Origin of the sequence: Scardovia inopinata JCM 12537 (genome assembly GCF_001042695.1) — a bacterium.
Lineage (GTDB): Bacteria > Actinomycetota > Actinomycetes > Actinomycetales > Bifidobacteriaceae > Scardovia > Scardovia inopinata.
Window position 1 is genome coordinate 435260 of record NZ_AP012334.1, and the last position, 17620, is coordinate 452879.

Annotated in this window: 15 protein-coding genes and 1 tRNA gene; 14 read left to right on the forward strand and 2 right to left on the reverse strand. The window is 48.6% G+C overall.

The genetic code is table 11. The features are described from left to right. The first annotated feature begins 366 nt into the window (after nt 1–366). From SCIP_RS07490 to SCIP_RS01760, 14 genes are all read left to right on the forward strand, one after another. Complete coding sequence (locus SCIP_RS07490; protein WP_144427345.1) at nt 367–1605, forward strand: hypothetical protein; 1239 nt, start codon at nt 367–369, stop codon at nt 1603–1605. 31 nt (nt 1606–1636) lie between these two features. Further along, the gene (locus SCIP_RS01700) at nt 1637–2386 is read left to right on the forward strand and encodes a type I phosphoribosyltransferase (protein ID WP_006292788.1); all 750 of its coding nucleotides are present in this window, start codon (nt 1637–1639) and stop codon (nt 2384–2386) included. A 35-nt stretch (nt 2387–2421) separates the two neighbouring features. Next, complete coding sequence (locus SCIP_RS01705) at nt 2422–3252, forward strand: TrmH family RNA methyltransferase (RefSeq protein ID WP_006292789.1); 831 nt, start codon at nt 2422–2424, stop codon at nt 3250–3252. Nucleotides 3253–3648: 396 nt separating this feature from the next. Further along, entirely contained in the window at nt 3649–5499 is a 1851-nt protein-coding gene (locus SCIP_RS01710; protein ID WP_006292790.1) for an ATP-binding cassette domain-containing protein, read from the forward strand. A gap of 144 nt (nt 5500–5643) precedes the next feature. Continuing rightward, nucleotides 5644–6078 carry an HIT family protein gene (locus SCIP_RS01715; RefSeq protein ID WP_006292791.1) on the forward strand — a complete coding sequence of 145 codons (435 nt, stop codon included), beginning with the start codon at nt 5644–5646 and terminating at the stop codon, nt 6076–6078. A gap of 45 nt (nt 6079–6123) precedes the next feature. Then, nucleotides 6124–6417, forward strand: coding sequence for an Asp-tRNA(Asn)/Glu-tRNA(Gln) amidotransferase subunit GatC (gatC, locus tag SCIP_RS01720; protein ID WP_006292792.1), 294 nt, complete (start codon nt 6124–6126; stop codon nt 6415–6417). Nucleotides 6418–6466: 49 nt separating this feature from the next. Further along, nucleotides 6467–8026 carry an Asp-tRNA(Asn)/Glu-tRNA(Gln) amidotransferase subunit GatA gene (gatA, locus tag SCIP_RS01725; protein WP_040590457.1) on the forward strand — a complete coding sequence of 520 codons (1560 nt, stop codon included), beginning with the start codon at nt 6467–6469 and terminating at the stop codon, nt 8024–8026. A gap of 99 nt (nt 8027–8125) precedes the next feature. Then, nucleotides 8126–9625, forward strand: a complete 1500-nt coding sequence (gatB, locus tag SCIP_RS01730) for an Asp-tRNA(Asn)/Glu-tRNA(Gln) amidotransferase subunit GatB (protein ID WP_006292794.1) — start codon at nt 8126–8128, stop codon at nt 9623–9625. A 95-nt stretch (nt 9626–9720) separates the two neighbouring features. Then, nucleotides 9721–10833: a GNAT family N-acetyltransferase gene (locus tag SCIP_RS01735; protein ID WP_081442797.1), complete on the forward strand. Its 1113-nt coding sequence runs from the start codon at nt 9721–9723 to the stop codon at nt 10831–10833. 21 nt (nt 10834–10854) lie between these two features. After that, nucleotides 10855–11166, forward strand: a complete 312-nt coding sequence (locus tag SCIP_RS01740) for a DUF2469 domain-containing protein (RefSeq protein ID WP_040590459.1) — start codon at nt 10855–10857, stop codon at nt 11164–11166. Between the two features lie 199 nt (nt 11167–11365). After that, on the forward strand, nt 11366–12955 hold the full coding sequence (locus SCIP_RS01745; RefSeq protein ID WP_006292797.1) for an NAD(P)/FAD-dependent oxidoreductase: 1590 nt from the start codon (nt 11366–11368) through the stop codon (nt 12953–12955). Between the two features lie 199 nt (nt 12956–13154). Beyond that, on the forward strand, nt 13155–13526 hold the full coding sequence (gene rplS / locus SCIP_RS01750) for a 50S ribosomal protein L19 (RefSeq protein WP_040590925.1): 372 nt from the start codon (nt 13155–13157) through the stop codon (nt 13524–13526). A 171-nt stretch (nt 13527–13697) separates the two neighbouring features. Next, the gene (gene lepB / locus SCIP_RS01755; RefSeq protein ID WP_231287954.1) at nt 13698–14489 is read left to right on the forward strand and encodes a signal peptidase I; all 792 of its coding nucleotides are present in this window, start codon (nt 13698–13700) and stop codon (nt 14487–14489) included. A gap of 97 nt (nt 14490–14586) precedes the next feature. After that, nucleotides 14587–15426 (forward strand): ribonuclease HII, encoded by an 840-nt coding sequence (locus SCIP_RS01760; RefSeq protein ID WP_006292800.1) that lies wholly within the window; start codon nt 14587–14589, stop codon nt 15424–15426. Nucleotides 15427–15446: 20 nt separating this feature from the next. On the opposite strand, the gene SCIP_RS01765 is transcribed toward SCIP_RS01760, so the two are convergent. Next, nucleotides 15447–17465, reverse strand: a complete 2019-nt coding sequence (locus tag SCIP_RS01765) for a DUF6020 family protein (protein WP_006292801.1) — start codon at nt 17463–17465, stop codon at nt 15447–15449. Between the two features lie 66 nt (nt 17466–17531). Beyond that, nucleotides 17532–17602, reverse strand: a tRNA-Gly gene (locus SCIP_RS01770). Nucleotides 17603–17620 lie beyond the last annotated feature (18 nt).

Below are 17620 nucleotides of genomic sequence, written 5' to 3' on the forward strand. Positions count from 1 at the left end.
CATTTCATTCCACTATTCGCTACGGGCCTATTCTCACATCATATTTTCTTCGTGTTATCTTTATTATTTCTATTCTTTTTATTCTTTTTAGCAACTTTGAATGAGTCCTGTGAGAATTTATGAGAGAAATTGCGCAGTAACTGGAAGCAAACTTACACTTTATTGACAATTCGGTCAATTTTACTATTCTTTCTTAAAATTACTTAAAATTATACGAATTTTGCTTGATATACATGTATAAAAACGAGCAATTTTGTCAATTTCGGGATGGTATAGGAAACTACCCCTCACCCAACTGCACTCCAAAAATTCTAAATTGGCGGAAAAACAAGGATTCGGAAAATTAACGATGCAGTTGGGTGAAGGGTGGTATTCAATACCCCAAAAAGTTATCCACATTTCGCCTTTTTTGCCCTAAAAAAATACAAAAACATATACCATGGTCCTATGTTCGAGATTTATCCAGATCCCTCTGCGAGGGAATTGATGAGGTTTGCTGCTTGGCAGCGTCAACAGGAGGCAGTACGTCTGGCTAGTGACCTTAGCAAGCGGTTTCGTCGCGATGTGACTTTCAGTCATTACACAGCAGCAGCGCTTTTGGGAGTCCCTGTTCCCGGAGTGCCAGATCACATTCAGTATGAGCGTGAATTTCTTGGTCATAGAAAGTCAAGAATGCAGATGCAGATAAATCAGGAAGAACAAGAGGTGTTTGTTCCAGACACTCCTATTGGAGAACAGGTAAATCAGGATCGGACAGATGAACAGCAATCTAAAGAGAGACAAACACAAATAAGCGTGCGAAGAATGAATCAACAACCCACGGCAGGTTTTGCTCAAGCGGAGTCTAGGCCTGAACCAGTTAAAAAAGCGGAGACAGATGCCGTGAGTGAAATTCCCCGGCATTTTAGACCGGAGCAGAAAATTCACATCATTCATCGCAACAAGACCAGGCGCTGTCGGTTATTCGGCGTTACTGCGCATTATTCGAACAACGCCGATGAGCTTGGATCGACAGTTGAAGTGTATGGTTTGCTGTGTTCTTCGCCGGAATTTCTTTTTACTCAAATGGCTTCCTATCTGAGTCTGGATCAACTGATCGAGTTCGGGGATTCTCTCATTTGCCGTGATGCACTTCTAAGGCGCACCACGAAAGAAGATCTGTATAAATATGTTGAATCATGTCAGCGTATGCGTGGTTCTCGGAAGTGTAGACAAGCCCTCAAACAGATGCGGGAAAATACAGATTCACCCAGGGAAACGCAGCTCAGACTGATCATGGTCCGATCGGGTTTGCCCAACCCTAGCATAAATTTTCCGGTTAGCCCCGATGCTCCGTTTTTGCGGCAGCGTTTGCAGCCGCAACCGCAATATTTCCTGGACATGGCTTATCCTGCTTTTCGTGTGGGGGTGGAATATAACGGTCTTCATCATCATGATCAGTGGGCCGATGACTGGCAGCGGTTCAACTCTCTTCAATCGGTCCGCTGGCATATTTTTATTGCTGAGAATAACATAATTGATAATCCAAGTAAAACTGTAATTTTCATAAAAAATATTCAGCACGCTCTGATTTTGGCGGGGTGGGATGGCCGTTTCTGCGCATGAACATTCCTGCCCATGAATTAGAGTTAACCATATGACTGACAAGCAGACAAACAACGAGTCTCGATCTTCTGCATCCGGTTTCAAAGCGACTGGTACTCCCGATCTTCGTGATAACTTGCTTGATGAGATCGATCAGCTGCCGGATGACATGCTGGATCCTCGAAAACGCCTGGCCCGTATGGTTCACCGAGAGATTGCCAATAAACCCTTCAGCGAGCTGACCGCAGTAACCTACGATCATGAAGGTGCCCAACTTGCTGGCCACGTTATGCTCGATACCCTGGAAGAGCAGGGTTTCAGTGTGGACGATTTCGATGCGGTTGGCGCCCTGACAACTGCTGCTATTCCCCTGGTCAGCGCTGTCATGCATGCTGCCGCTTCCAGGGGGCAGTCAGTAGACGGTTTCGTCATGGATTTTGTTTATCCATCCATCAAAGGTCCCTCAATTGAAGGGAAGCGGGTGATTTTGCTGGATGCATGGTTGTCAGAGAAATCCTTTATTCAGACCTCATCTTTGGTAACTTTGCAGAATGGGAATGAGCTTAATCTTGATTTCGCCATTCTTGATAAATTGGGGGCAGATTTGCTGGCCATCGCCTCTCTGGTTGGCAGTTTGGGGATTGGCAGCGCCGGCACAGAAGGCAGCAGCAGCAATGAAACAGGCAGTCAAGATAATTTCGATGCTGCTTCGTCCTCTGATGAGGATCTTTTTATTTCTGTTATTAATCCAATTACAGGTGTTCAGCGTTCCGTCAGATTTATCCCCCTATTTCGTGGCTGATTTCGGCTGAAACGTGATCGGTTTGAAGGCTGATAATGTACGAACCAAGTGATTATACCAAGCGAGTTATGGCTGCCGGCGATCCGGGTCTGCGCAAGATTGGGGTAGGACCGTGGGAAGAGGAACATCCGGGGCAGCCTCGTCCCGACCAGTATCCTCTCGAACAGCCGCATCCTGATCAGCCACATTCTGATCAGCCGCATCCTGAGCAACTGCGTCCTGACCAATCTCATCCCGACAAATCGCTGCCCAACCAGCCTTCTGCGGATAATGCCGATTCTTCTTCTCCATCTCCTTCAGTCTTTGACCCTGATCTTCTCGACAACGGGGACAGCAGGAATATCATGGACCGTTACCGCTACTGGACGGTAGATGCCATCAAAGCGGACCTGGATCGCCGCGGCCGTCACTCATTTGAAGTTGCTATAGAAAACTGGACTCACGATTTTAATATTGGCTCTATCGTCCGCACTGCGAATGCATTTACAGCCAGAGGTGTGCATATTATTGGTCCTCACAAGTGGAATCGAAAGGGCTCCCTGATGACGGAACTTTACCAAAGCGTCGATTATTATGCCAGTATTGATGAGTTTGTTCACGCTGTTCGCACCCGTGATCAGGAAAGCGGTCAGCATACCCGTCTGATAGCCTTGGATATTGTTCCTGGAGCTGTTCCGATAGAATCTTACCAATTTCCTGAACAGTGCATCCTTCTTTTTGGGGCGGAGGGACCAGGTTTGACTTCCCGAGCTTTGGAAATTGCTGACGATGTTGTTTATATTACTCAGTATGGTTCTGTCCGATCCCTCAACGCCGGTGCTGCCGCCGCTGTTGCTATGCACGCCTGGATGATGCAACACGGTTAACTTCCCCTGCGTGTCTAAACGATTTTTGTGATATAGATAAAAGCATGGTTTTATAATTTCTGTCTAAAGCCTAGATTAAGAATTCTGGATTTCGATAAATCCAGCTGAGTCCCGCTGCGAACTCTGCGAGATTTTTTGTGATCCTTTTAAGATCCTTCTAAGGCCCAGGTTCACGGCTTTCAGCTTCTCAGTTTCCTGGTTTCGGATTTTTCGTTGACTTTCCGGTAGAAGTTTGCGGTCGAAGAATCTGTATAGTTCTGCGCTTTACAAAGAGCACATTTTACAAAGCGCACGTTTTACAAAGTGTGCATTATACAAAGCGCAGTTCATATGGTGACACGTCCTCGTTTCATAATTTATAAATTTCCACATATATTCACTATTCAGGGAGGCTGCATGTCCTTGATCAATGTTTCACATCTTACTTTTGCCTACGAAGGCAGTTATGACAATATTTTTGAAGATGTTTCTTTTCAAATTGACACCAACTGGCGTCTGGGTTTTATCGGCCGTAACGGCCGGGGCAAAACTACTTTTCTTAAACTTCTGATGGGAAAGTATGATTATTCAGGGTCTATATCTTCGCATGTTGATTTTATTTATTTTCCTTTCGATATCCCTGATCGGTCCGCTCTTACTTCTGACTTAATCCAGCAGACAATCAGCGGCAGACGGTCGGAGCAGACTGAGGAATCGATCAAGTCAGAACCATGGAAAGAGCATGTGGAAGAATATAAAGAATATACGGAATATACGGAAGAATATGTTGAAGAGCAGGATTATGAGCCATGGAAGATAGAGAAAGAGCTCTCCCTCCTGAATGTTGATCTTGATGTCCTCAACCGTCCCTTTTCTACCCTGTCCAATGGGGAGCAGACTAAAGTTCTCCTGGCTGCCCTCTTTTTGAAGGATAGAGCCTTCCTCTTGATTGATGAGCCCACTAATCATCTGGATGAACCAACTAGAAAGGAAGTAGGCAACTATCTGAAGCGGAAGAAGAGCTTTATCTTGGTCTCGCACGACCGGGCCCTTTTGGATGAATGTGTCGATCATATTCTGTCCATCAACAAGACAAGCATCGATATTCAGGCTGGGAATTTTTCGGCCTGGGAGCTCAATAAAAAGCGCAAGGACGCATACGAACTAGCCCAGAATGAGAAACTGCAGAAAGAAGTTGACCAGATGAAGATTGCTGCAGTCAGGATAAGCCATTGGTCTGATCTGAAAGAGGCTACAAAAATAGGGGCTGGCGATAAGGGATATGTCGGTCACAAGGCAGCGAAACTTATGAAACGCTCAAAATTGGTTGAGCGCCACAGGGATATTGCGATTGAGCAAAAGGAGAAGCTCCTGAAAGATCTGGAGAGGACAGATGATCTGTCCTTGCATCCTCTTGATTTTCCCGCTGTCTCTAGTGATAGCAGCGGAAGTAGTGATGGAAGCAACAGCAGCAGAGATGGGCAGAACAGTCTGGACTTGATTCGGGTTGACAACCTGTCTTTGGCTTACGGGGATAAGTGTCTGTGTCGGAACCTGTCCTTTACTCTGCATCCGGGGGAGCGGATCGCCCTGCAGGGGAAGAACGGGAGTGGCAAAACCAGCATTCTTCGTCAGATTTGTTGCAGAGCCAGTGCCCTGGGCATGCCTGGCCAAAGTGCGCCTGCCCAAAGCGAAGCTGCCCAAAGCTCAGCTGCACAGGATACGTCCGTCCAGCCTTGCCGCCTGCTGAGTGGTCAGATTCTTGTGGCTGACGGCCTGGTTATCTCCCTGCTTTCTCAGGATACGTCTTTTATGCAGGGGAATCTGGAAGATTTTATGCGGAATAAATATAAGCAGGAGCGGGCTCAGCTGGGTCTTGCAACAAATTATACAAACCGAAATCAGTTGGATCTGCTGGAAGACGGCCTGGAAAGACGAATCCGTCTGCTGGTCCAGGTTCTTCGACAGCTTGATTTTTCTGATAGTCAGATGGAGAAGAATCTGCAGGATTTCAGTGAAGGACAAAAGAAGAAATTCCTTCTTGCGGTTTCTCTCAGCCAGCGGGCCCATGTTTATATATGGGATGAACCGTTGAATTTTATAGATATTCTTTCCCGAGTTCAGATAGAAAATCTGATAAGGCGGGCCCAGCCCACCATGATTTTTGTTGAGCACGATCAAACATTTACTCAATCAGTGGCAACCAGGATTGTCGATTTGCCGCCTGTAGCACTGCCAGATACGGCTCTGTCTGCTGCATCCGACTGACGAGACCGTCCGACCGACGAGATTGGCAGATAAGAGTACCATAAATATTCATAAGATCAAGATCGATGGAAAACGGAACCACAAGGAACCATAAGAGCAGACATAAGAGGAGAAATTGTGTGCTTTATATGTGACAGAATTGAAATGATTAAGCAGGGGACAAATCCATACTTTGTTAAGGAGCTGGAAACTGGATATGTAGTAATTGGCGATAATCAACATTTTAAAGGTTATACATTATTTTTATGTAAATATCATAAGAATGAATTATTCGAATTAGACAAGGATTTCAAGCTAAAATTTTTAGAAGAAATGTCTGTGGTTGGACAGGCTGTGGCACAGGCTTTCCAGGCAGAGAAAATAAATTATGAATTATTGGGAAATGGTGATAGCCACTTACATTGGCATTTATTCCCGCGGGTCAGCGGAGACCTTGAGAATTATGGGAATAAAGGAAAGGGACCAGTCTGGTGGTATCCAATGGAAAAAATGTATGAAAATTCCAATCGCCCATCGCCTCACGAGCTTACTCAGATGAAGGATAAATTATTACAAGAGCTGAATTATATATATGAATAATTTTTTGTATATGAGGTGTCATCCAGAGACCCTATAGTATGAGCTATGCCTAGATTCACACGACAAGAAATAGAACACTTGGGAGATCTGTCCCGCATTGCCTTGACTGACCAGGAGATTGAGCGTCTGCAGGGCGAGCTGAATGTTATTACTGACTCTATTGACAAGGTCCAGGAAGTTGCCAAGGATCACGTTCCTCCAACAGCCAACCCTGTCCCTCTGGAAGCTTACATGCGCGAGGATGAGCCAATCGCCCCTCTAACCCAGGAAGAGGCGCTGTCTGGTGCCCCCCGGCAGGAGGAGGGCATGTTTGTGGCCCCGCAGATTTTGTCGGATTAGGGTAAAGCTGCAGAATTGTGAAAATAATTGCTAAGAGGAGCAAATAAGCATGGCATTAAGTACAAGTGAGCGCACAGAGCTGGTCCAGTTGTCCGCATCACAGATGGCAGACAAGCTGGCCGCTGGAGAGGTATCCAGCCGCCAGCTGGTGGAGGCCCATATGGAGGTCATCAACGCTGCAGAAGGCGATATTCATGCCTTTCTTAAGGTCAGCGAAGACCAGGCATATGCCCAGGCCGATGAAGCAGACCGCCGGCGGGCAACGGGAGAACAGGACGGCCCCCTGGCTGGAGTTCCTATTGCTATCAAAGATATGATCGTTACCAAAGGGATTGAAACTACAGCTGCTTCCAAGATCCTTGAAGGATGGGTTCCTCCTTATGACGCTACGGTGATTGAGAAGATCAAAAAAGTCGGTATGCCAATTTTGGGCAAAACCAATCTTGATGAGTTTGCTCAGGGGTCATCTACGGAGCATTCGGCCTTTGGCCCTACCTATAATCCCTGGGATACTCAGAGGGTTCCTGGTGGATCCGGCGGCGGTTCTGCTGCTGCTGTCGCTGCCTTTGAAGCCCCTCTGGCCCTAGGAACAGATACCGGCGGATCTATCCGTCAACCTGGCGCTCTGACTGGAACTGTGGGCGTCAAGCCTACCTATGGCGGAGTTTCCCGTTTTGGCGCTATTGCCATGGCCTCTTCCCTGGATCAGATTGGCCCCGTCAGCCGTACAGTTCTGGACGCAGCCCTTCTGCAGGAGATTATTGGCGGTTATGATCCCAAAGATTCCACCTCCATTCCTCAGCCGGTGCCTGCCTTATCTGAGCAGGCCAGGCAAGGGCAGAAGATGGACCTGAAAGGCATGCGTATTGGTCTAATCAAAGAATTAAGTGGGGACGGTTTCCAAAAAGGAGTCGAAGACCGCTTTAATGAATCAGTTCAGCTGCTTACAGACATGGGAGCAGATGTAGTTGAGATTTCCCTTCCTCATGCTGAGTATGCTCTTGCTGCCTATTATGTAATTATGCCTTCCGAGGTTTCCAGCAACCTGGCCAGGTACGACGGTATGCGGTATGGACTGCGGGTCATGCCTCCGGACGATGAACCACAGACTGCGGCCAATATGATGGCTTACACCCGGGAAGCCGGTTTTGGCGATGAGGTGAAGAGGCGCATTATTCTGGGTACATATGCCTTGTCTGCCGGTTATTACGATGCTTGGTACGGTTCTGCCCAAAAGGTTCGTACCCTGATTATTGACGATTTTAAGAAGGCTTTTGAGACAGTTGATGTGCTGGTATCCCCTACATCTCCTTCTACCGCCTTCAAGTTTGGTGAAAAGATGGATAATCCGCTGGAAATGTATATCAACGATACCGCAACTATTCCGGCAAATTTGGCTGGGGTTCCTGCCATGTCCATTCCCTGCGGTCTCAGTGATGATGGTCTTCCGGTTGGATTCCAGTTTATTGCTCACCAAATGCAGGATCACAAGATGTATAAGCCAGCTGCAGCCTTGGAGGCAGCCTTGGAAGACAAATGGGGAGGCCCGGTCTGGAAGTCCCTGAACGCATCATGGCTGAATGCTCCTGCCACCTCAGATGCAGACTAGAGAACAACCAAAAGCATCGATAGAGCAGCGAGAGATTAAGAAAAAAAGATGTAACTTTTCAGTAGTGTTGTCAACTGAAAAAGATTGGAAATAGGAATTATGGCTGAGAAATTGATGAAATTTGCCGAGGCGGTCAGGAAGTTTGATCCTGTCATCGGTCTGGAAGTCCATGTTGAGCTGAGCACCAAGACCAAGCTCTTTTGCCCGGCCGAAGTCCACTTTGGAGGTGAACCCAATACTCAGCTGACACCAGTTTCCCTGGGCCTGCCCGGGAGCTTGCCTGTAGTAAACAAGAGGGCCATTGACTATGCCATTAAGTTAGGTTTGGCCCTGCACTGCAACATCGCTGAATGGTCACAGTTCTCCCGCAAGAATTACTTTTATCCTGATATGCCTCGCAACTATCAGATTTCTCAGTATGACAAGCCCTTAAACGGGGAAGGCTACCTGGATGTTGAACTGGAGGATGGCAGCATTTTCCGGGTTCCTGTGGAGAGGGCCCATGTAGAAGACGATGCAGGCAAGAACACGCATGTGGGTGGGGCAGACGGCCGTATCGAAGGAGCCGATCATTCCCTGGTGGATTACAACCGGGCCGGGGTTCCCCTGGTGGAGATTGTGACTAAGCCCATTACTGGAGTAGGGGCTAAGGCTGCTGATGTGGCCGGAGCCTATGTGAGGACCATTCGTGACATTGTCCGTGCCCTGGGTATTTCTCATGCCCGCATGGAGCAGGGCAACATGAGGGCCGATGTGAACGTATCTTTGAGGCCTTCCCCCAACGATCCTTTGGGGACCCGGTCAGAGACCAAGAATGTCAACTCCTTTAGGGGTATTGAAAAGACTATTATTTATGAGATCCGCCGGCAGGCTGCTATTTTGGATGAAGGCGGCGAGATTCTTCAGGAAACCAGACATTGGGATGAAGCTTCCCAGACCACTGCTGGAGGCCGAGTGAAGACCGATGCCGATGATTATCGCTATTTCCCGGACCCTGACCTGGTTATGGTGCATGTTACCCAGGATCATATTGATCGTTTGGCTAAAACCATGCCTGAAATGCCGAGGGAGCGCCGTAACCGGCTGCAGGCTCAGTGGGGATTCTCTGACCTGGAGATGAGGGACGTGGTGAACGCTGATGCCCTTGATCTCATTGAGGCTACGGTAAAGGCTGGAGCTACTGCTTCCGGTGCCCGCAAATGGTGGCTGGGGGAGATCTCTCGTAGCGCCAATGAAGAGGATAAAAGCCTGGAAGAGATGTCTATTACCCCTGATGATATCGCCCGGGTGGAAGAGCTGGTCGCCCAGGGTAAACTCAACGATAAACTTGCCAAGCAGACAGTCGCCGCAGTTTTGGCTGGAGAGGGTAGCCCTGACCAAGTCGTGAAAAAGCACGGCTTTGAGGTTGTATCCGATAATGGTGCCCTGGAGACAGAAGTAGATAAGGCTCTGGAAGCTCATCCGGATATCGCCGACAAGCTGAAGAGCGGCAATATGAAACCCATGGGTGTTATTATTGGTTCCGTTATGAAGGCGACGCGCGGACAGGCTGATGCTAAGGCCGTGACTGCTATTGTCATGAAAAAGGTCAAGGGCTGATTCTCAGCCAGCAGTCAGATTTCGCGTAGAAACGGTACTACAATAAGAAGCGATGTACGATGCACAGTCGCTTCACAGTAAGGATTTGATTTAATATGCCACAATCCGCTTCGACAGCGCAATCACAGCATTCTTCTGTGGATCAGCAGGTTTCTGCTCAGAATCCATCCCAGGATGATTCCCCTCGTGAGTTGCCGGCATCCATCGCTCTTCCTCAAATTAAAGGCGAAATGATGGTTCTGCGGCCTGCCTCCTGGGAGGACTGCGAACAGATGGATGCCTTGGACGCTTATCACGATTCGGTTGTCATCACTGGTAAGAGTAAATCTGCCGAACGATCTATGGTTCGCTCCTGGGTATCCCGCTACCTGTCCTGGTCTCGGGGAGAACTTCGCAGCCAGGAGAGTTTTTCCGACCCTGAAGCGAGGGGAGTCATGGCTTGGTCTATTTTTGTCAAGTCGGATTTAACGGCCAAGAAAGACTCTGACCATAGCGATTCCCTGGGGTATGTTCTTATTGGCATGATTTTTCTGATCGATATTGATGGTTGGGCACAGTCCGCCCGAATTCAGGTTATTCTGGGCCGGGACTACAGATCCCGTGGTTTTTCCCGTGACGCCATGCCCCGGGTGATGACCTATGGTTTTGCTCCGCAGCCTGCTGGCCTGGGTCTGCACCGGATCTGGGTGGGGATTCCTCAGAGGAACAACAGATCTTCAACTGTGTATAAATCTCTGGGATTCACGCCAGAAGGCATTTCCCGTGACGCCTTGTGGGACAATGAAAATAATCGCTACCAGGACCTGGAAGTCCTGGGAACCCTGGCCGATGAGTTCGATCCCATTGCTTCCCTGGAAGCTTTTGGTATGAGGCCCATAGTTAGTAATCCAGGCTTGAAGGAAGCTATGGCTATGCATGAGCATTCGATCGAAATCGAAAAACACAAAAAGTCTTTTATTACAGATCTAGCATCCATGACTTTTGACCCAGAAACGGATGAAGACAGTGATCAAGCTGTGGATTCTGGGCAGATCAGGAAGTCCCGCCAAAGAGACGAAGCCGATGATGATGCCGCCGATTTTACTATGGGAGCAGAGGAAGCGGAGTCTGATGCGGAGTCTGAGACAGAGACCGATGCCGAGTCGGACAGCAGTAGCAAGATTCCCTGGTGGCGCAAGCTTGGTCGTGGCCGTAAACGTGAATCGTAAAAGCAGTGTGGAGGACAACTGATGGGCGCTGAAGATCTGGATAAGTACGAGACCGAAGCAGAACTGTCTTTATACCGTGAATACCGCGATGTCATTAAGTTTTTCACCTATGTAGTAGAAACAGAGCGTCGTTTTTATCTGGCTAATCGGGTGGATTTCAATGTTCGCTCTGCCGGTCAGGATGTATATTTTGATGTTCAGCTTACTGACGCCTGGGTATGGGACGTATATAGGCCCAGCCGTTTTGTAAAAAGTGTCCGGATCGTCACCTTTAAAGATGTCAATGTTGAAGAGATCCAAAAATCTGATATGGATATTCCCGCGTCCATGTAAAAAATCTCTGTAAGAACGCCATGTAAAAACTTAACTGGTGCAAGACTGTCAGTGTACAGTCAGCGTAGAAGACTGTCAGCAGAAGGTAAAAGCCGAGTCTGCATAACCCAAATTTGTATAATCTGCCGGCAATCATCTCCCCATTCAGCTAAAATAAACTTGATTTATTACTGCTGAATAATTCCTATAAGGAGGAAATGTGGCAGACAAGAAGAAAGTCGTTATTATTGGTGGAGGACCTGCCGGTCTCACTGCGGCATGGGAGTTGGTTAAAGATGATGCAAACTCCTACGATGTAACGATTCTTGAGGCTACCAAAGAGTTTGGTGGCATTTCCCGCACGGTCAAGTACCATGGCAATCGGATGGATATTGGGGGTCATCGTTTCTTCTCCAAAGATGACCGCATTATGAACTGGTGGAAGGAGATTCTTCCTCTTCAAGGGGCTCCTTCCTACGATGATAAAAAACTGGGTCGTCACCATGACCTTGAGCCGGGTGGGCCAGATCCAGAACAGACTGAGGAAGTCATGCTCAAGCGTCACCGTGTTTCACGCATTTTCTGGAACCAGCACTTCCTGGATTATCCTATTACCCTGAGCCCTAACACCTTGAAAGCCATGGGTCCAAAGATCACCATGCAGGCAGGATTCAGCTATCTGGCTTCTGTTTTCCATAAGCTGCCGGAAACCAATCTGGAGAATTTTTATATTAACCGCTTTGGTCGTAAGCTCTACTCCATGTTCTTTGAGGACTACACCGAAAAACTCTGGGGTCGTCATCCTTCTGAAATTTCTGCTGACTGGGGCGCCCAGCGGGTCAAGGGCTTGAGCATTATGAATGTTCTCAAGAATGCTGTGCTTAAACTCATGCCTCAGCACAAGACCGACAATTCCAAGGTGGAAACTTCCCTGATCGAGGAGTTCTGGTACCCCAAGCTGGGGCCGGGACAGCTCTGGGAAACCGTGGAGAAGAAGGCCGAAGATAAAGGCGTGACCGTTCTGACTGATGCCCGGGTAACCGCTATCAATCAGGAAGGAGGAAAAATCTCTTCGGTCACCTATATCGATTCCGCAGGCCAGACTCATCAGATAGAAGCAGATCAGTTCATCTCTTCCATGCCTCTGAAGGACCTGGTCAATGCCTTGGATAAGTCTGAAGCCGGTGCTCCAGAAGATATGAAGGAGATTGCCAATGGCCTGCCTTACCGCGATTTTGTGACCGTGGGTCTTCTGGTTCGCAAGCTGCGGATTCGCAACAACACCGATATTCCAACTCTGGGGCATCCTCCTATTGTTCCTGATAACTGGATTTATGTGCAGGATCCTGGCTATAAGGTTGGCCGTTTCCAGATCTTCAACAACTGGAGCCCTTACCTGGTCAAGGATGTAGATAGTACTGTCTGGATTGGGATGGAATATTTCTGCAATGAGGGCGATGACTTCTGGAATATGACCGATGAGCAGGCTGAAGACTTGGCTATCAAGGAATTAACCCGAATGCGGGTTATCAATGGAAAGCAGGATGTTTTGGATGCTCATCGGGAACGGGTCCAAAAGGCTTATCCGGCTTACTTTGACACCTACCAGGATATTGATCAGCTTATTGAATACCTGGATTCCTTCGGCAACCTCTACTGCGTGGGCCGCAACGGTCAGCATCATTACAATAATCAGGATCACTCTATGGCAACCTCCATTGAGGCTGTCAACAACATTAAGACAGGCAGGACTTCCAAGAAGAATGTTTGGGAAGTCAATACGGAGAAGTCTTATCACGAGTCAAAGTAAGAGTTTTTCTTCCCCCCTTGTATAATGGCCTAGTACTATGCACCGGGTCTGGTTTGCCGTGTGGAGCCAGGCCCTTCAGGTCCAGCTGGTCAGCCGGGAGGAATCCATGGCTGACAGCGGATTGGTGCACCTGCCTGTAGGCAAACCTGTGGGCAGTCGTTTTCTATCATGCGCTGGCATGCGGCGGCGATGGAGGATAATTATGAATGCTGTAGAACAGTTTGAAGCTGCTCAGCTCAAGGATGCAGACAGCATCCCCGCTTTCCGCTCTGGCGATACCGTTAAGGTGAACGTCAAGATTCAGGAAGGCAACAACACTCGTCTTCAGGCCTTCCAGGGAGTGGTCATCGCCCGCAACGGTGCCGGTCTGCGCGAGACTTTTGTTGTCCGCAAGGTCAGCTTTGGCGTAGGTGTTGAACGTCGGTTCCCCGTCCATTCCCCGTCCATTGATTCCATCGAATTGATGCGCCGCGGTCGGGTTCGCCGTGCTAAGCTTTATTATCTGCGCAAGCTGCGTGGTAAGGCTGCACGTATTGTGGAACGTCGTGATAACAGTCAGAAAGCTGCTTAATTCCTTCAATGGTAACTAGCGGCAACTACTGGCAATTTACCGAGTCCCAGGAATAACTATTCTTGGGACTTTTTAATAAATTTATAAGCCAATTTCTTTATTAGCATTAGTAAATAGCAGTGAATAATTTTATACCCTTGATAGCAGGCCTATGAATCCGGGAGGATGAGCATGGAGCATAAAAATACCAGCTCTTCAGCAGATCAGAACCAGAGAACCCCCCGGCAGGCCTTTTCCCGGAATTATGATTCTCATGCGAATTCTCACCGGGGCGGCTACATCATTCCTCAATATGGCAAGAGGGCAGCGCAGCGCAGGGCTGCAATCCGGAGTTTTGTGGAAACTCTTGTCATGATTCTGATTATAGGAGTCATTGTGGTTTCTCTGCGTTTGTTTGTAGTGACTCAGTATATTATTCCTTCTGCTTCCATGGCCGATACTTTGCCTGTCGGCTCTCATGTTCTTGCCAATAAGCTGATGCGCAAGGAATCATCCCTGAAAAGGGGGTATGTGATTGTCTTCCGCGATACCCGCAACTGGCTGTCGTCGGCTGAGAGTTCTCAATCTCAGGGGTTTTTGGGAGCGCTGACCCAAAAGATTACTGGAGATAAGACTGGTCAGGGCTATCTGATCAAAAGGATCATTGGCCTGCCTGGTGATACGGTTTCCTGCAAGGGAAGCGGTTACCCCATTATGGTCAATGGACATCCGATCAAAGAACCTTATCTAAAAACCGGGGTCAACCCCAGCGATGTGGCCTTTCGGGTAACAGTAACTGCTGGGAACATTTTTGTTATGGGAGATAATCGCTCTAACTCTGCTGATTCCCGTTTCCACACCGATGACGGCAACAATGGGCTGGTCCCCATTTCTGCCGTTGCCGCTGTGGCTGTGGCTGTGGTATGGCCCTTGTCCCAATGGAAGACCCTGACGTCGGAGACTGGGGTTTTTGCTGGTGTGTAACGCATCTGGCGCATCTGACGCATCTGGCGCATCTGACGCATCTGGCGCATCTGCTAAATCCGCCAAAATTATCGGATCGGGGAAATCCAGCCGCCAGATGTGTCCTCATTGGCGAGTTGAAGCCGCTCTGGCTGCCGGTCCGGATAATCCCCAGTGGATTATTGGCTGCGATGAAGTCGGTCGTGGCTGTCTGGCTGGGCCTGTTATGGTTGGGGCATGTGCTTTCCGCCTGCCGGATCTGCGCCCGCCTGATTATGCATCTGAGCACAAATTTGATTATGAATCCGACTACGAATCAGCCATGACTGCTTCTATACCCAGTGGTTTGAAGGATTCCAAGCTGCTGACTGAAAAGAAGCGGGAAGCTCTCTACGATCCTCTTGCTTCCTGGTCTGATACCTGGGCTGTGGGATCTGCCTCGAATAAGGAAATAGATCAGGTAGGAATTATTAGCGCCTTGGGATTGGCAGCAGTTCGGGCCCTGGATCAGATAGGACAGACAATCAGTGGCTCTTCTTCTGAGGCTGTAGATGCGTCTGAGGAGACTGAAGACACCGATGATCACAGCAGCCGGGAGGCCCGAGGCCTGAGCCAGCTTCCTGCCTCCCTGATCTTGGATGGGCCTTACGATTACATCAGTCCTATACTTCAATCTATTCTTCTGCCTGACCAGATTCGTTCCCGCTTCGCTTTCAGACTGTCGGTGACGACTGTGGTGAAAGGGGACCAGACCTGCGCCAGCGTAGCTGCTGCTTCTGTCATGGCTAAGGTAACCAGGGATCGTTATATGATTCGATTGGCTGATAAAAATCCTCAATGGGAACCATATGGCTGGGCGCGCAATAAAGGGTATGGGACAGCCCAGCACAGACGGGCAATAAAAGATTTGGGGCCAACTTCTTATCACAGGGTGAGCTGGTGCAAGCTGAACGAATAAATTGGGAGCAGCTTGGGAACTTACTGAGGCAGGGCCCGGCGACTGCGAGAAATATGCCTGCGGGACTCACGGATAAAAGTTATTATCATAAAAAGACAAACAAAAGCTAAAGGAAGCATGTGCCGGTCAAAATTATTGGCCGGAGATAAAACCATAACCCCCATCAGCAGAAGAAGGGGAAAATGCCGCAGGAGATAGGTCCAGCGTCGGAGAATAAATTCAGCACAGATGATCATCAGACATATAATCACATAAAAATTTCCGTGCATGAGTTGGCCAATAACCGGCTTGGATGATGCCCTCAACGAGCTGTCTTTGATATATTCCCGAATACCGGGCAGCCAGTAGCGGATCCATGAAGTCCGCGTGTCAATCTGTGGGGTTTTCACATAATAAGCAGCAGATACATAAGGGGGATCGGAAATATCAAAATACCCATAAATTTTAGCCAGAAAAGCATCCAGATAAATTACTGGATTCCGTTTGCCCAAATCAAGCCAGGCTTCATTTAAGTGAGACATATCCTTGGCTGTTACTGTTTCCCACTTGTATGTTTCAATTTTTGGGTCTCCGCCGGAAGATTTGACCCTGTCGGCATCATCGGGGAAATATGTATTTCCCATGGCATAAAGGTTGAAAATAGGTTGGAGTTGGCGCTTTGTTTTGGGGGAGATATTCAGGGGATCCAGCTTCATCACCCTGGCGATTTGCTGGACTTGAACTCCACGGCTTTCAATTGGATCTCCGTTTATAATAGCTCCAGTGCCAACTGCCACATTCAGCCCTACCTGGAAAATCAGCAGGGGAAGGACCAGCCCTGCCAGCCAGGTTCTCCACCGGCTTCTGTCGCTGAGCAAAACCAGAATAATCTGGATTGCCAGAATATAGAGGGCATATTTCGCTGATATCAGCATAATCAGGCTGCTGAGGAAGAGGCCGGCAGTGCGGCGGCGGGAAATTTTGCTGGTGTGGGGGGAAGCGAAAATTTCAAACCAGAGGCCGAACCACCAGAGAAAAGCGAAAGCAAAAAGAGGAGACTTGGTCAGGGCTGGCATGCTGAAAACAACCAGGGGATTAAAGGAAAAGAATACGATGATAATCAGCCGGGGCCACGGTCCTGCTGTAGAATTCCGCTCCAGGTGGGAAGAATCCTGGTAAATTCGGGAAGGACGAGCAAAACGGAAGAATCTGGCCATGGTAACGCTGACGCAGAAAAGGGCAAAGGCTGCCTGCAGAAGGGAAAGGAAGATAAAACCCAGGTCCAGCGAACCTGTCCATTGGTTGGATAGTTCCAGCAGGCTGCCGGTAATAATCGTGAGAACAACGTTATGCTGGTTAGTCAAATAAGTCGACGTTGTAGGCCATAAGTAGTGGGCAATGGGGTAGACATCCACCACATTGAACGATTCCATATAGTCAGGCCGACTGCCGTTCAGGTAGGCAATCCACCGTTTCGCTTCATTCCATTGAGAGAGGGCATCGGCCCCAAAAATCGTGGGGACCAGGGCCAAAAAAATGAGCCAGAAAAAACCCACTATACAGGCAATTTGCCAGGAATACTGGGTGTGAGTGATGATCCAGGGCCGCCAGGAGGAGGTTATTTTTTTGATCAGACTTAGTGCGGGTGGATTCTTCCGGCTGGTGGATTTTTTCGCATGCACGGTCAGCTTAGATTGTATCTGTTGTATCCATCGCATCCCTTTTAACCGTGTTAATACTGGTTTTTTCAGCTTTTTCGCCCGGGCGGCCAAGAGTTTGCTAACCGTCTTAAGACGAGAATGGGGACGGCTGAGATCTACCAGGGAAGCAAGCAGTGACAGATAGATGGCGAAGGAAAAGATAAGAATCAGCCAGTTACCGACGGCAAAGGTAAGGATGGAATGGTTTGCCCGGTAAATGGGCCCAACTGCGGTACAAAAAGCCAGCCAGAGGCAGACCAGTCCGGCAAGGATCCAGCGGAGGACAAGGGCAATCGTGGCAGCGGGGGAGTGATGAACCGGAAAAGGGCGGATGCTGGTGCTCCTGTCAGAATTCGTCATCCGATACCTCGTGCTTGACCCTATATGTTATGCCTTATATATTATGACCTATGCGAAAACCGCGGGAGCGAGCGACGGGAATCGAACCCGCGTAATCAGTTTGGAAGACTGAGGCTCTACCATTGAGCTACGCTCGCGGTAAGACTGATCAAGCA